The sequence below is a fragment of the Cupriavidus sp. GW823-FHT06D04 genome (assembly GCF_058795055.1).
In genome coordinates, this window is record NZ_JBXAHL010000005.1 from 32,465 (window position 1) to 46,532 (window position 14,068).

At 65.4% G+C, this 14,068-nt stretch carries 13 protein-coding genes; all 13 read right to left on the reverse strand.

All coding sequences use genetic code 11. From position 1 onward, the window contains the following. Positions 1-30 precede the first annotated feature (30 nt). A complete protein-coding gene (locus AC1Q7H_RS09615) occupies positions 31-669 on the reverse strand; it encodes a type 4 pilus major pilin (RefSeq protein WP_492381169.1) in 639 nt (212 codons plus the stop codon). 61 nt (positions 670-730) lie between these two features. After that, positions 731-1,957, reverse strand: coding sequence for a type II secretion system F family protein (locus AC1Q7H_RS09620; RefSeq protein ID WP_492381170.1), 1,227 nt, complete (start codon positions 1,955-1,957; stop codon positions 731-733). Then, positions 1,954-3,798 carry an ATPase, T2SS/T4P/T4SS family gene (locus tag AC1Q7H_RS09625; protein ID WP_492381171.1) on the reverse strand — a complete coding sequence of 615 codons (1,845 nt, stop codon included), beginning with the start codon at positions 3,796-3,798 and terminating at the stop codon, positions 1,954-1,956. The genes AC1Q7H_RS09620 and AC1Q7H_RS09625 overlap by 4 nt, the downstream gene beginning before the upstream one ends. 8 nt (positions 3,799-3,806) lie before the next feature. Beyond that, a complete protein-coding gene (locus AC1Q7H_RS09630; protein WP_492381172.1) occupies positions 3,807-4,490 on the reverse strand; it encodes a hypothetical protein in 684 nt (227 codons plus the stop codon). A 13-nt stretch (positions 4,491-4,503) separates the two neighbouring features. Further along, positions 4,504-5,847, reverse strand: a complete 1,344-nt coding sequence (locus AC1Q7H_RS09635) for an ATPase (protein WP_492381173.1) — start codon at positions 5,845-5,847, stop codon at positions 4,504-4,506. Then, positions 5,844-7,523, reverse strand: a complete 1,680-nt coding sequence (locus AC1Q7H_RS09640) for a protein PilN (protein ID WP_492381174.1) — start codon at positions 7,521-7,523, stop codon at positions 5,844-5,846. Before AC1Q7H_RS09640 ends, AC1Q7H_RS09635 begins: the two co-directional genes overlap by 4 nt. A gap of 140 nt (positions 7,524-7,663) precedes the next feature. Continuing rightward, positions 7,664-8,287 carry a toxin co-regulated pilus biosynthesis Q family protein gene (locus tag AC1Q7H_RS09645; protein WP_211982685.1) on the reverse strand — a complete coding sequence of 208 codons (624 nt, stop codon included), beginning with the start codon at positions 8,285-8,287 and terminating at the stop codon, positions 7,664-7,666. A 30-nt stretch (positions 8,288-8,317) separates the two neighbouring features. Continuing rightward, positions 8,318-8,767 (reverse strand): lytic transglycosylase domain-containing protein, encoded by a 450-nt coding sequence (locus tag AC1Q7H_RS09650; RefSeq protein WP_153956131.1) that lies wholly within the window; start codon positions 8,765-8,767, stop codon positions 8,318-8,320. After that, the gene (locus AC1Q7H_RS09655; RefSeq protein WP_492381175.1) at positions 8,764-10,065 is read right to left on the reverse strand and encodes a TrbG/VirB9 family P-type conjugative transfer protein; all 1,302 of its coding nucleotides are present in this window, start codon (positions 10,063-10,065) and stop codon (positions 8,764-8,766) included. Before AC1Q7H_RS09655 ends, AC1Q7H_RS09650 begins: the two co-directional genes overlap by 4 nt. Beyond that, positions 10,062-10,796 (reverse strand): transglycosylase SLT domain-containing protein, encoded by a 735-nt coding sequence (locus tag AC1Q7H_RS09660; protein WP_228772671.1) that lies wholly within the window; start codon positions 10,794-10,796, stop codon positions 10,062-10,064. The genes AC1Q7H_RS09655 and AC1Q7H_RS09660 overlap by 4 nt, the downstream gene beginning before the upstream one ends. A gap of 76 nt (positions 10,797-10,872) precedes the next feature. Next, positions 10,873-12,114 carry a TraB/TrbI/VirB10 family type IV secretion system protein gene (locus tag AC1Q7H_RS09665; protein ID WP_492381176.1) on the reverse strand — a complete coding sequence of 414 codons (1,242 nt, stop codon included), beginning with the start codon at positions 12,112-12,114 and terminating at the stop codon, positions 10,873-10,875. Between the two features lie 14 nt (positions 12,115-12,128). After that, a complete protein-coding gene (locus AC1Q7H_RS09670; RefSeq protein ID WP_153956134.1) occupies positions 12,129-13,013 on the reverse strand; it encodes a TrbG/VirB9 family P-type conjugative transfer protein in 885 nt (294 codons plus the stop codon). A 16-nt stretch (positions 13,014-13,029) separates the two neighbouring features. Continuing rightward, a complete protein-coding gene (locus AC1Q7H_RS09675; protein WP_211982679.1) occupies positions 13,030-13,737 on the reverse strand; it encodes a VirB8 family type IV secretion system protein in 708 nt (235 codons plus the stop codon). Between the last annotated feature and the right edge of the window lie 331 nt (positions 13,738-14,068).

Sequence of the window (14,068 nt, forward strand, 5' to 3'; positions counted from 1 at the left end):
AGGTCTTCGGCGCTCGGCCGGGGGCCAGCATCAGGCGATGTACAGGTCAATCGTGTTGCTGCCACCCGAGCAGGAAACCTTGGTCGGATCGACCGAGCCGCCAACGGCCTTGATAGTGGTGCCGTTCACGACGATCTTGCCGGCGCTTCCCTGGTACGAGGCAACGATAGAGATGCAGGCGGCGTCAGGCTGCTGCGGAACCGTCCATTGAATCGAGTCGTTGGCGCTCAGCAACTGGCCTGGCGCCACCGTCAACGTGCCACCGCCCGGCTGCAGGAGCACCGTCGTGCCGGACACCGTCATGGTCGTCAGATCTTTGAACACGCCGTTACTAATGAGCGCCCCAACGCTCACCTTGTTGTACTGGCCACGATAGCTCGTCTTCACCTTACCAACCACGCCGTTTAGCTCCGTTGTCAGTTGCTGCACTTGCGAGTCAGTCTGGTTGCGCGAGAACAGCACCAGAATCGCCACCAGCGCGATACCGGCCAGCAGCAGGTAGAAGCCGTATTCGTCCAGCACGCCCCCGCCCCACTGCTTGCGTGTGCGGCGGTTGCGCTTGCCGGCGGGCGCGGACTTGGGATTCATCAGGGCTGGCTGGCCAGCGGTGGCCGGCGCGGCGTGCAGAGCGGCTTGATCGGCGGTCAGGGTCTTGGTTGCTTCGGTCATTGCAGGTTCTCCAGGAGGTATCGTAGTAATACGGGGTTGTCAGGATTGGGTGGAATGGACGTCAGGGTTGCGTAGACGGTGCCGCCTGCGCCGGCCGCTTGCCGGCCATGCCAGCCAGTTGAGTGCGCACCTTCATTTCCTGCGCCATGAAGGCAGGCATGAAGGCCAGGCCGGTGATCAGGATGATGAGCACGATCGTCGCGCGACGATTGAACTGCGCGGCGCGCTGTAGCATCAGCTTGGGCGTCGTCACCAGCAGGTCATCGGCGACGGTATGCAGCATCTTGGAGAGGTCGCTCTCGTACTCTGCAATGTCCTGAATCCGGTAGCTCGTGTCGCGGTCAAAGAGTCCCGTGTCGAACACCTTGCCGCCCTCGTTGGGGTTGTATTCGAGGTTCAGCTCCATGCGCTCGATGTGGTGTGACAGGTACGGGTAGGCGTTGGCTCGCATCAACGTAAGGCCGTCCGACAGGCTGCGCAGATCGCCCCCGAAGCGCTTCGTGACGGCCGACAGCCCCGCCAGGAACTGGGCACTTTGGAAGCGACGGAAGAAGTCGAACACCAACACTTTCCGATCCAGCCAAGCGCGATGGCGGCCGACATAGCTCTTGAGCGCCCGCAACACCCACACGCAGGCTCCGACTTCGAGGAGGACGACCATCCAGCCCCAGTGCCGCAGGAAGGTCGTGGTGTTGTGGAAGGTCTTGCCGATCGGCCCGTATTGGCTCACGTCCAGCATGCTGCGGAACGACTCATCGACCTTGGGCCCAACGAGGAAGGCCATGGCCGCCAGATACGCGTGCAGGATGACCAATGTCATCGCTACGCCCGCGAGGGTCAGTGCGATCCCCGCCCGCGCCTCGCCGAGTGCGGCCAGGTTGCGTGCCAGCGTTTCCAGGCCTTCACGAATGTCGCCGCCGTCTTCGGCCACGGCCAGGATCGGGATGTCCTCGTCGGGCACGGTGCCCCGGAAGATTTCGGTCAGGCGCGAACGTTGCATCTGACCGTCGATGCCCTCGGAGCGCGAGAGCCAGTGCGCGGCCAGGATTCCCAACGGCTCGCCGGCACGACGGGCCGCGTCCTTGGCGAAATGATTCGCGATCGGCTCGCCGGGCATGTGCTGAATGCGCTTGGCGAGGTCGTAGTAATACGTGGCCCTCATGCCGAGGAACCGGTACTTGGCCCAGAACAGCTTGTCGGCAAACACACGGTCGCCGGCGCGCAGGGCGGGCGTGCCCACCTTGCGCGAGAACAGGCCAGCAAAGCGTTTGATCAAGTTCTGCGTCATGCGTGAATCCCCATCGCGTTGGAAGCACGCGCCAGCTCGCGTTGACGCCGGGCCTCATAGGCGTCCAGCGACGTGAGCTTCTCCGCTTCGCGCGGATCGACGATGCCGGCGAACACCTTGTACATGGCGACCTCGAACACGGTCTTGCCGGTGCTGTCGGGCACGTCGAAGGCCAACTTGCGTTTGCTGCGTTGGTAGGCAGCCAGCTCGATGTTCTTGGCGTCGCGAATGAAGCTCAGGTCCAGCTCGTCAGGTTCAAACATCTCGGCCACCACCGTGCGCCCGCGTGCCCCGTTTAGATCCGGCAGGTTGGGCCGGCGGCACAGGTCGCACCCTTGCGGGTTGCGCAGCCGGATGCCTTCCACATCGAACTGGAAGAGCCGCTCGATTTGCCTGAGCTTGTTGGCGCCAAGCATGCGCTTCATGTCCGCGCCGCACAGGCCGCAGGTGCAGGTCTTGGGCAGCAGCGCCTGGTAGACGTAGAGGTTCACGAAGCCGGGCGTGGCGAGCACGCTTCGCGGGATGCGCAATTCGCCGTCCGAGAGCCGGTCAGGCGCCGTGAGCGCGCTGGGCGCGTGAACCGTGGTCAGCGCCCGCAGGCCGGCGCCGGCCACGTCGCGGAAGAGCCCCGCCGATTCGTGGTCGCGCATCTCGCCGACCATCACGAAATGCGGGTTCATCCGCTTGATTTGGCGCTTGGCGGCAATGAACGGATCCTCGTCGCGGTTTGTGCCGTCCAGCGTGCGCGACACCGAGAAGTGGTGCGTGCCTTCGGCCAGCAGCTCCACCGGATCCTCAATCGCCATCTTGTTCATCCATGCCGGCAGGCGCTGCATGATCGCGTGCGCGGTTGTGGTCTTGCCCGAGCCGACGACGCCAACCAGCACGGTGCCGCCGCCAAGTTGCATGGTGTTGCGGTCCAGCAGCTGTGCCTGTTGCTCGAAGTAGCCCAGGTCGTGCACGAAGTTGACGCGCTTCGTCTCGACTTCCTCGCGGTGCATCCGCATGACCGTCACGTGGCCGATCGCGCTCTGCATCGAGGCCCAGCGGAACACCACCGGCTGGCCGTCGATCTTGGCCCGGATGCTGGTTTGCTGCGGCAGCACCCGACTGAAGACGCCCTGCGAGCCGCCCTTGCCCTTTTGCCAGACGTGGGAGAGCGTATCCAGCATCACCCCCGTCTCCATACGGAATTCGGGCGGCGCGACCAGATAGCCGTCGATGGCCAGGCGCACCTGCGAATAGCCGCCCTGGTCTTCGACCTCCCAGTGCAAATCAGAAGCCCCCTCGCGCAGCGCGAAGCGGCCGACCGCATCAAAGTTTTGCCACAGCGCACTGGCCGGCCGGCGACCCGCGCCGACGGCCAGTTTGTCGCTTCCACCAGTCGGCTCGACACTGCCGCGCGAGAGCGCGACCATCACCTGTGCCGCAGCCAGATACATAGCGGGCGCAGCCGGGTCGAAGCGCAGGCGCAACTGGCGCAAGATTTCTTCGGTGACGTCCGAATTGGCCATATCCCGCGTGAGGATCAGGGCGAACCGGCCCCGGCCGTCGGCGCTGGCCGCAGCCTCGACCAGCACCGGGCAGATGACGTGGCGCAGCGACGGCGCCATGTCGAGTTCGTCATAGAGCGTCCGCACAAACTCCGGTAGGTCGTCGACCGTCGCGATCTCGTCGACGCGGCCTTCGCCAGCCCGTGGCAGCGGCGTTGCCGCCGCCGGACCGCACGGTGCGCCGGGCGCCGCGGGCACGAACGCTGCCGCGCCGCCTGTCACGACCGTGACGCCGGTGCCGCCGCCCGTGAAACCGTCGGCTTTCTCGCGTTTGCTGAAGAGTCCCATGGCCGCGCTCAGTGTTGCGCCACCGTGGCCGAAAGTGGTACAGAAGCCGTCGACGCACCCATCGGCGAAACCAGGGCAGGCGGCAAGGTGGGCAGCGGCGTGGGCACGGAGGCGCCGCCCAGCACCGGGCCCATCGACGGCAACGGGAAGAACGACGGCGTGTTTTGCGCTGAAGTTGCGCCCTGGGTCGGAAGCGGGCCGGAGCGTGCAGTCCCGGCGCCGCCCGGCTGCAGCATATCCACCAGCACTGCCGCATCTTCCTGTACCACCGGCGCAAATACACGGGCCTTGCCGCGCGTGAGCGTGGTACCGTTTTCGGTGATGGCCGACACGGTATAGCCACGCCATTTGGCGCCCACCTTGGCCGGGTAGACCTGGTCGCCCCAGCGCACGTAGCTGCGCAGCGTCATCGCACCGCCCGCTCCACGCCCGTCCACGCCATAGAGGGCGATGGTCTGCGGAGCGCGCTGGACCGCGGACTTGACTGCCACACCAGCCGGAGCGGCCGACACCGCGGCGGGCGGCGCATTCTTGTCCAGCTCTTGCTGGAGCTTCTGCAGCGCCACTTTGGCGTCGGCATCAATCAGCTTCTGGGTGAGGGACTTGTCATCGTCGGCGAGTGCCAGGCCAGCCACCAGCAAGGCGAGTGCGGCGACAGCGGCGGCGCGAATCGGGAACGGGGTTGCACGCATGGGAGAGTCCTTATCAGTCGCGGGCGAACGCATCGCCATTGACCGTCAACATGAATTTCGATTGCTTGAGATCCGGCGCAGCGTCCAGATTCACCATGAGGTCGATCGCCTTGACGGTGACGTTCGGCGGGAAAGCCGCGAACTCGGTCACGTTGCGCAGCGGACCGGAGATCTCCCACGGGGCCGACAGCACCGGGGGAAGGAGCGAGGCCGGCCCTTCGGGCGGCACCGTGCCAAAGATCGACAGGTCCTTCAGCTCCGCCTTGGTGGCTACCGGGCGCAGCGTCTGCAACTGGGAGCCGAAGCCCACCCGCAGCGCCATCGCCTTCGGCGGCTGTTCCAGCACCGCACCGAGATTGCGCGCCTCACCCACCGGCACCTGCGCACTCACGACCGCCTTGGTGTCGTTGGCCTGGAACACCGGCGCCCCGAAGGCGTCCGGCAGCGCGGCCACGAAGGTCTGGTTGGTGAGGCGTTTCGCGCCCTGCCGAATCTCATAGGTCAGGGTGCAGTTGGCCGTGGGGGTCACCACGTCCGCGCACAGGATGCTAGCGAGCGACCAGCCCCCAACCTGCATCGGCACATCGTTGGCGAACCACTGCGCCCAGGCGGGCAGTGCGGCGCGAGCCAGCGCCACCGGCCCGGCGGCTCGCGCGGCCAGATCGTCCGCATAGCGCTCTGCCGGTGTCTTCTGTGGCGGCGGCGGATGCAGACGGCGTTGGTAGGCAACGTACTCAGCCTTGCCATACGGCCAACCCACGGCCGCTGCGGCCGCCAGCACGGCCAGTGTAAGGACCCACTTTCGTTGGCTCGTGGCGCGGGGCTTCTTGAGGAGCGCAGCCGGCCCGGCATGTGCCACGAGCATGTCCAGCGTGTAAGGCACGTGCGTGACATGGCGTTCCGGCGGCAGCAATGGCAACAGCTCGGGCGCGTTGCCCACCAACTTGAACTCGCCGTCGCACTTGGCCGGGAAGTCCGCCGCCAGTTGGGCGAGCGTCTTCTCGTCGCGCACGACCTGGTCAAAGCCCACCCGCGGGCGGCCCTTCACAATGCCGCAGACCAGGTACACCGGTGCCTGGCCCGGTGCTTCCAGCCGGAACACGAACAACGCATTGGGCACCAACTCCGGCAGGCGAGCGATGGCCGCCGCGCCGGAGTACAGTTTGTCCTTGATCTTCGCCTGGGCGTCGGCCGTGTCCAGATAGCCCATGTGCAGCGCCTGGTCATCGTGCCAGATGCGTGCGGCCCGCACCTCGCGGGCAATGTTCGCCGCGAGCGCCGACGGGGCATCGCTGCCCGTCAGCGTGCGCCACTGCATGCCGAAGACGAGCTTCTTGCCCTGGATGTCGAGAATCATTGCGCTTCGCCCTGGTCTTGCACCATCACGGTCGCCAGCACCAGCGTGAACGTGCGCGACTTGCTGGCAGTCAGCGACCCGCCAAGGATGGTCGGCAAGTATTCGCCGAGCGTGCGGTGCGAGAACTGCGAATCGGTCTGATCAAATGCCGTCACAATCACGGTCTGGCCGTTGCGTACGATCAGGTCCTGTGCAGGGATCCCCTTCGCCACAATCTTCGGCACCTGCACCGACTGCTGGTTGCTGCCCGAGCCAGAGGTAAAGGTCTCGATCGGACCATCCAGCGCCGACTGGTCAAAGGCGAGCGTGAGGTTCACGTCGTCGCGGGTGGTCGCGTCTGGAAACAGGGTCAGCTTGAAGCCGACCGTGCCGGTCGACGTGGTGATGCCGGGAATGCCGCCGGTGCCCCCGACCGTCGTCGAGGCTGGCGTCGTCGACGACACATAGGTGAATTGCCTGCGGTTGTTGTATTGAGCGCCGTGGCGATTGCGCAGCGCCATGGGGATCGTGACGGAGGTGGTGACCGTGCCGTACTGCTTGAGCGCATTGACGATCGCCTGCGTGCCATTCCATCCGCCCGATGTGATCCCCAGGCCGAAACTGCCGGCGTTGGAGGAAACAAGCGACGCGGGCGAGAGCGCCGTGAATGTGAAGCTCGGAATGTGCTCCAGCGCCTTGGTGAGCACCGCGTTCCAGTCCGCTCCGGCTTCACCATTGTCAGTCACCGTAAAGTCGATGGTCTGGAACTTCACGTACACCATGCGCGAGTAGATGGCAATCTGCTTGCGTACGATCTCGTCGGCCGCCTCGACCGCTTCCTTGGTGTCCTTGAGGGTCAGGATACCGGTGGCCGGGTTCAGCTCGGCGCGGCCGACCATGGTCAGTGCAGGCTCGATGCTCTTGCGGATGCCGTCCATGTCGTCCAGCTCCTTGGCCTCGGACTTCACGGCTGCATCTATCTGCGTGGCCTGCCCGCCGCCGCCCACGTTGGCGTTGCTGCTGCCCTGTGCGCTCTGCTTGAACTCGGTGGTGAACGAACTGGTACCCGCCTTCATCGGCAGCTGCCACATCTTGGTGGTGAGCCGGTAGAAGCGAATCACGCCCTTGGCGGCGTTGTACTCCCAATTGATCCCCAGGCGCGTCGCAATCAGGTCGAGCATATTCGCCAGCGGCATCTTCTCGCTGTTCTTGAACTCGACGTTGAGCGCCGTCTCAATCAGCGGAGTGGCCTGATTGGCGGCAGCCGGGCTCGCGCCGCCGGCAAGCAGCGCCCCGGGCAGCGGGCCGTTCGTGGCCGGCGCTGGGCCCAGGCCCATCGCAGTAAGCGGATGGGCGCCTGCGGCGCCGTTCTGGCTCTGACTGCGCAACTGGCCGCCCGCCTGCGTCATCAGGCTGCGCGGCATCAGCAGATTGGCAGGCAGATACACGTCGGACTCGATCTTGACTGGGATACCGGTCGCCATCGTGATGCGCTGCGCAGCGACGGCCAGCGGCATCACGCGCTCGGGGAACATGATCCAGGTATCGACATTGTTGCGCAGCGCGACCGGCAGGGTTACGTTGCGGGCAGTTGGCACGGGCTTCCCAACGAGGTACGGCTTCAAGACTTCCTGTTCAGCTTCGACAGCAGTGCGATCGCGGCGCATCTGTGCGTACAGGCTCTCGGTGCGGGCCATCTGTTCGGCGCGTGCGTCGTCGGCGGCCTGGCGTGTGTCCCGCTGCAGCTGTGGCGACACGCAACCGGCCAGGGTCGAGCACACCAGCACAGCACCAGCGGTCGGGCAAAAGAGTCGGGTCAATTTCATGGGATATCGGCTCACTGGCTGAGGTCGCACTTCGTGGTCAGCTTCACGACCCGGACGACGTTGTTGGAGTAGAAGCACGGCTTGATGATGTAGTCCGTCATCTCGGTGGAAGACAGCACGCGGCGCACGGCGGCCTTGAAGTTGCCATCGAACACCTCGCTGCCAACGATCGGTACGTCCTTTTCCAGCTCCCACGGCGCAGCGCTCCAGCCGGCGCGCGACGCCCAGGCTTCGATCAACTGGCGGAAATTTCCGTCGACCGGCGACACCGCCCACGTGTTCGACGCGGCGGGCAGCGCGGGGGTGGCGGCCGGGATCGTGGCGGCGACGGTGGCAACCTGGGTGGCCGGGACAGGCGCGGCCGCAAGCTCGGTGGCCGGCTTCGCAGTCACCATGGATGGCGGTGTCGAGGCGGGCTTGTCAGCGGCACGCCTGGTATTGGCGGCAAGCAGCTGCCAGCCGGCACCTGCCAGCGGCGCGGTCGGCTCGAAATGGCCCCCCGCATCAACGCCAAACGGCGAGGTGCTGGCCGAAGTGCTGGCAGGGACAGCGGCATGCGCCACGGCACACAGGGACAGAGCGCTCGCCGCGAAGAGGGTCCGGCTCAACCGGGCAGGAGAAAGAGGCTGGAACATGTGTCGTATCTGGAATCGGGATGCTTGTCGTTACTTTGGCTGCGTGCTGAGCAGGGTCTGGTAGATGCGGTTCGCGTAGCGCATCCGCTTGTCGTGGGCGCCGGCGTTGTAGCAACCCACACCCGCCCAGGTCGCGCCGACGCGGTCTAGGCAGTCGCGCAGGATCCATGCGCCCACATAGGCGCTCACACACGGCTCGAAGAGCTTGGCGCGCGTGATGCCGTAGCGGGCCAAGCGCGGCAGATGCACCGAATTGATCTGCATGAGGCCAATATCCTCGGTGCCATTAGTGTTGCGGTTGACCGCATTGGCGCGCATGCCCGACTCATGTCGGGCGATAGTCCGCAGCAGCAAGGCGCTGAGCTGGTGATAGGCCGCGGCGTCGTCCATGCAATCGGCATGGGCGTTACCGCTCACGAGCGCCGAGGTGGCTGCGCACAGCGTGAGGGCGACGACACCGGTCGCAAAGCGCTGGATCATTGGGTCACCGCCCGTTCGTAGAAGCGCACTTCCGGCACACGATCAACCTGCACTACATTGCCATCGGCCACGACCGTCAGATGCGCCGATATGCCGTTGAACTTGTAGTAGCGATCCTTGTGCTCGCCAGTGCCGCGCCGGCTCTCGTCGAAGACTGAAATGCTGCCCATCGACTTGTCAAAGCTCAGATAAGTCGCGCCATCCTTCTCGAACACGCGCGAGAGACCCGCCTCGTTCTGTTGCGCAAAGAGGTAGTGAATGCCCGGCACGCGGGCCACTTCCACGGCCTTGCCGCCGCCGCGCACGGTGAAGCGGTCCACGGTGGCCAGCGATAGCGTCTTGTCCTCATCGCGCCACTCGGTGGAGAGCCGCTTCCCCGCCGCATCCTGGAACAGCAGGTCCCCCGGCTTCTGGAAGAAGCGAATCTCGATGCGGCCCGCCTTGGTATCGCGGATCGCATTGGCGTCGAAGGCATTGGCGAGCGTCAACGGCTCGGCGGCAGCGCCAGCGGCCGGTGCTGGCGCCGCGGCAGGGACTGTGGCGGACGCAGCCGTAGCCGATGGCCGGACGGACGTCGGTGCCAATTCGGCGGCCACCGGTGCGGTCACGGCCAGCAACGAGGCGGCCGGAGCATCGGCGCCGCGGCGGCTATCCACCGCAAATGCCTTGGGCGCGGTGGCGCGCAGGGCGACGTGCCGGCGCTCGAATTCCACTTCGGCGTACAGGTTGCGTTGCTCGAGTACCCGCCCAAGCGCCTGCAGCCAGTTCTCCCCGGCGGCGCTTTGCAGCGATACGTCTTCGGTGAGCGCAATGTCCTTCTGTGCCGAGCCCGACCAACCGGCCGGTGCGAGCGACTTCACCATCGCGGCCAGTGGCATCACCGACCGCCCGGCGCGCACCAGCGCGAGGTCGCGATGCTGACCAATCAAGGCGATGCGTCCCGAGAAGCCGGCGAGGCTCCCCGGCAGGTCGCCCACCGGATTGGCCGGTTCGCCGGTGAACCCGTTGGCGCGCTTCCAGCGAGCTACGACGCTTTGGCCGTTCACGCTGTAGCGCACCACGTCCGGCACGCCGTCGATGACCCAATACGGGCCGTTTTGCTGCGCGCCATCGGCCGTCACGGGCTGCCCGGCTCGCGGCTGGATATAGGTGGACTGACCATCGTTGAAGATCAGCGCCGGGCGCTCGCTGGCGCGCGCCACCACCTGATAGTCAAAATCGAGCGGGTCGGTATCCGCCGCGACGGCAGCGCCGCTCACCGCCAGGGCCAGCACGGAGCTCAGAAGCGGCTTCTTCATGGTTGAGGGGCCTTCAGTTGCTGAAAGTGAGTCATGAATCGGGCGAAGTACGGCCCGCCGCGCGCCGGATCGGCGCTGTGGTACCAGGCCACCGCCTTCATTGGGGAGCCGCTGCGCTGCAGGTTTTCCGTGAGAATCGCTTCGGCTGCGCGGATATTGGTCGCGGGGCTCAGCGCATCCCACGCCGACGCGAAGCGCTTGCCGTGGTAGCACCAGTTGATCTGCATGATTCCGACGTCGAAGTCGCAGCGCTTGGCGGCCAGGAGCTGTTCAATCGTCGCGTGCGCATCCTCGCGGGTGGCGAAGAACATGCCGCGGCCGGCAACGTTGAGCGTCCACGGCCATGGACGGCCGCGATAGGCCGATTCGTTCATGGCGATGCCCGCCAGAATGCGGGGTTCGACCTTCTGGCTCATCTGCGTGAAGGCCTCGGTCTTGGCCGCGCAGGCCCAGCCACCGCGTCGCTCGACCAGCGCCACCTGTGCGCCATCGTCCAGGCGTTCCGGGCGCAGCCAGCCGTCGCGTGCCAAGAGCGCGGCGAGCGGCACAGCTTTCCCTTGCATCAGCACGGCAGGGGCCTGGCCGGCTTCCGTGCGCAGCGTCGCGCCAATCCATCGCGCCGACCAGCCCAGAAATGAGTCCAGCCCGCAGTAGAGCACCGGCTTGCCCGGCATCGTCACCACGCGCGCACCCGCCGCGTCACGCACGACCAGCGCCGTGGGGCTCACCATCGCTTCGATGGTCTGCGCGCCCGCGACACCCACGGCGAGTGCCAGCAGGATTGCGACAGCATACTTAGTCCCCCCCTTAGTCACGATAGGGCTCCAGCACGATGTCGTGTTTCACCTGCACCAGCAGCTTCTGGCCGGGCTTGGTGGTGATGGTCGGGCGAATGTTCTGGTTGCGGTTCAGGATTGTCTGCGCGGTCTGCGCAGCGACCTGCCCCGCCGTATTGCCGTAGGTGGTCAGGCCATTTGGGCCGACCGTTGTGGCGGTGGCGGTATCGTTAAAGCGATGCTCGAGCACGCCAATGATCAATGCGCCGGCAAAGATCTTGAAGAAATGGTTGTTGACGTCGCCACTGATACCCGCGTGGCCATTGGGGTCGGCGCCGCCCATGCCTAACAGCGGTACCCACTTGCCATTGGGCAACTGCATGCGCACGAACGCGGCGAGGATGCGCTCCTGCCCTATGGCAATGTCGCTGCTGTACGTGCCAACCAGGGTGGCGCCGGCCGGGATCGCCTTGCACGTGCCATTCACCGTGTCGTACACATCGTTGGTAACGGTCGCGCGGAACTCGCCCGGCTTGTCCGAATTGAGGCCACCGACGAATGTGGCGGGAATCACGAAGCCCTGGCTCACCGTGCACGGCGCGAGCTTGCCGGCGAACCCGGTACGGGTAAAGCTCGTGCCCGCCGCGCCGCGCAGGAATTGCGTGTCGCTCGATGCGTCACCGCCCTCACCCATGCCAGGCGTGCCGCCAGCGCCACCCACGCCACCCGCCCCATTTATGCCGGCCACTGCGGCCTGCTGCTGGGCGCGCATCTGCGCGGGATCGACCACGCCGGAGAGGTCCGGCTGGCGCTTAACGTCGCGCCGCATGGCCTTGCCGTCCGATTTGAAGATCGGCGAGGTCATGACGGTATCCAGATCGTTCGCCTGCTTCAGTTCGCCGGCAGACGCGCCAGCGGCTGTCGCGGGTTGCACGAAATCCTTTGCGGTCATCACTGGTGCCGTGGCCGGCTCCGGCTTGGTCGCCTGGTCTGCCTGCAACGCTGCCTGTTTGCGCGCTTCCTCCTGCTGCTGGCGAATGAGCTGATCCAATCCGCCCTTGTCGGGCGTGCTGGTGCGCTCTTGTAGCTTCTTGGCTTTTTTCTCCTCGGCCTGCTTGGCCAGGTCCGACTCCATGTTGCTCTGGTAGAAATACCCAAGCGTGCCCACCAGCACGGCCGCCACCACGCCAAGCGTGGTGACGATATTGCGCGGCACCTTGCCGCTGGTCAGATGCTCTTTGGCGTCGGATACGTCGGTCACGGGCTGCTTCACGATGTGCGCCTCACTCAGAACAGGCCGAGGAAGCGACGCTTGCCACGTAGCACTTTGACTTCCGTGTCGCCCGAGCGCAGCGCGATCTCGTCGGCCAGCCGCTGCATCACGAGAAACTCGCCGCGGCGAATGAAGTTCGCCACCACGAAGTCGCTGCCGTCCTTGTACAGTGCCACCGGCCAGTCCGCGCCGCGGGGGATGCGCATCCAGATGGCGGTGCCGTCATCGAACACCGTCTCCGGCTTGAACGCGGCGCTACCGTCCACGCGGTAGTCAAAGTTCAGCTTGTCCGGTGAGACTGCGACGGCATCCGGCGCCGACGTTGTCGGCTCCCGCTCGGCCGCGCCTGCGCCATGCTCCGCCCGCGCCTTTGCCTTCGCGCCGAACGGCTCTTGCACGCGAAAGCGCGCCTTCTGGTAGAAGATCCCGCCCAGCGGCGAAGACACCAACGTGAATTCGTAGCTGCGCTTGTTGGTATTGACCGACAGCGTATTGACCAGCCCGGGTCCACTCGGCTTCACATAAAGGTGGTTTGCGCCGTCCGTCTCGAAGCTCCAGCGGATGTTCTCGCCCCACGCGGGATCGCCCACAATCTGTTCGTCGGGTGCGAACTCAATGGTGGTCACCTTCAACGGTGCGGTCAGCACGCGGAAAATCTGATCGGCGCTGTAGGGGAACACCACCAGGCGTGAGTCGCTGGGCAAGGCTACCGGCTCGACCCCGCCGTTGAACGGGTTCATCGGATTCATGGCGTCGGCCATGTCGCCGATCCCCAGTGCGGGCAGCGGCGCCTTGCGCGATGGCTTGTCGGCCGAAAAGCCGGGGCCCGCCGACAGCATCAGGCACATGGCCGCAGTCAGGCCAACGACGGAAAAACGGGAACGCAGGGATTGGGACATGGCGTAGGTGGCCGACTCAGGCGGCAGACTTCTGGATGCTGAAGAACACGGGGTAGATGCCAAATGGGTTGGCGGTCAGTGCCGCGTCGCTCTTCGGGGGATCGATCTGGTAGCGGAAGGTCATGGCGTAGCGCTGCTTGCGCGGCTTCGCCCCTTCATCGCGGGTTGCGGTGACAAACTCCACCGCAACCGTGTTGTCCGGCAGCAGGGCGATGTTGGTGACCTGCACTTCGCGCACCAGCGACGGGCTCTGCGCGATGGCGCGGAACGGCGCATCTTCGGACAGCCAGTCTTCGAACTGCTTGCGCGCGGCGCCCACCATCTGCTTCTTGACGCTGTTGATGTTCTGGAAGATGCGCGAGTCTTCGATCTCGGCGGTGAGCACCGGCTCGATGGTGAACATGCGCATCACCACGTCCTTGAAGGCAACCTGGATTTCCAACGCCTTTGGCTGGTAGGCCTCCAGCTCTCGCGCCACCGGCTTGCCGTTGGCGTCGGCCGACACCCCCACCACGCGCACGACTGGTTCGGGCGGCTGGCGCGTCATCACAGCCGCTACGGCCACCAGCGCTGCGACGAGCGTTGCCAGCTTCCAGTGATTGCGCTCGACCAGCACGCGCGCCGTGCGGTCGAACAGGAACAGCGTGACGTCCTCACCCGCATACATGCCGGGCGCTGGCGAGAGGACCTTCTTGGAATCGTTGCGGCGTGAGAACAGTGGCATACGGCACCCGTTTGGATGCCGCTAATTGAACCAGTGAATCAGGCCAGGTTGAGATGTGAAAGCTATACGATTATTGACAGCTTTCCGCGAATCCCACGCTACTGTGAGTGCAACAGTGCCGCAACGCACCTTCCATCTGCGCCACGGCTCGCGAGTCTGGTGTGCCGCTCAACCATAGCAACCCACGAAGCAGGTTCTTCGACCGCAGCCCTGCACGTGGATGCTCGGGAGCTTTCGCAGTGACACAGCGCCGTGGGTCGAGAAGCTTCCGAACTAGCCGCCGGCCAATCCTGAGAAAGCTCACACATTTGTATCGTCTTTCCCAGAATCC

Bases quoted from the DNA above. Each gene is read 5' to 3' on its own strand.
- AC1Q7H_RS09615 (WP_492381169.1), bottom strand. From the start codon at position 669: ATGACCGAAGCAACCAAGACCCTGACCGCCGATCAAGCCGCTCTGCAC.
- AC1Q7H_RS09620 (WP_492381170.1), bottom strand. From the start codon at position 1,957: ATGACGCAGAACTTGATCAAACGCTTTGCTGGCCTGTTCTCGCGCAAG.
- AC1Q7H_RS09625 (WP_492381171.1), bottom strand. From the start codon at position 3,798: ATGGGACTCTTCAGCAAACGCGAGAAAGCCGACGGTTTCACGGGCGGC.
- AC1Q7H_RS09630 (WP_492381172.1), bottom strand. From the start codon at position 4,490: ATGCGTGCAACCCCGTTCCCGATTCGCGCCGCCGCTGTCGCCGCACTC.
- AC1Q7H_RS09635 (WP_492381173.1), bottom strand. From the start codon at position 5,847: ATGATTCTCGACATCCAGGGCAAGAAGCTCGTCTTCGGCATGCAGTGG.
- AC1Q7H_RS09640 (WP_492381174.1), bottom strand. From the start codon at position 7,523: ATGGCCCGCACCGAGAGCCTGTACGCACAGATGCGCCGCGATCGCACT.
- AC1Q7H_RS09645 (WP_211982685.1), bottom strand. From the start codon at position 8,287: ATGTTCCAGCCTCTTTCTCCTGCCCGGTTGAGCCGGACCCTCTTCGCG.
- AC1Q7H_RS09650 (WP_153956131.1), bottom strand. From the start codon at position 8,767: ATGATCCAGCGCTTTGCGACCGGTGTCGTCGCCCTCACGCTGTGCGCA.
- AC1Q7H_RS09655 (WP_492381175.1), bottom strand. From the start codon at position 10,065: ATGAAGAAGCCGCTTCTGAGCTCCGTGCTGGCCCTGGCGGTGAGCGGC.
- AC1Q7H_RS09660 (WP_228772671.1), bottom strand. From the start codon at position 10,796: ATGGTGAGCCCCACGGCGCTGGTCGTGCGTGACGCGGCGGGTGCGCGC.
- AC1Q7H_RS09670 (WP_153956134.1), bottom strand. From the start codon at position 13,013: ATGTCCCAATCCCTGCGTTCCCGTTTTTCCGTCGTTGGCCTGACTGCG.
- AC1Q7H_RS09675 (WP_211982679.1), bottom strand. From the start codon at position 13,737: ATGCCACTGTTCTCACGCCGCAACGATTCCAAGAAGGTCCTCTCGCCA.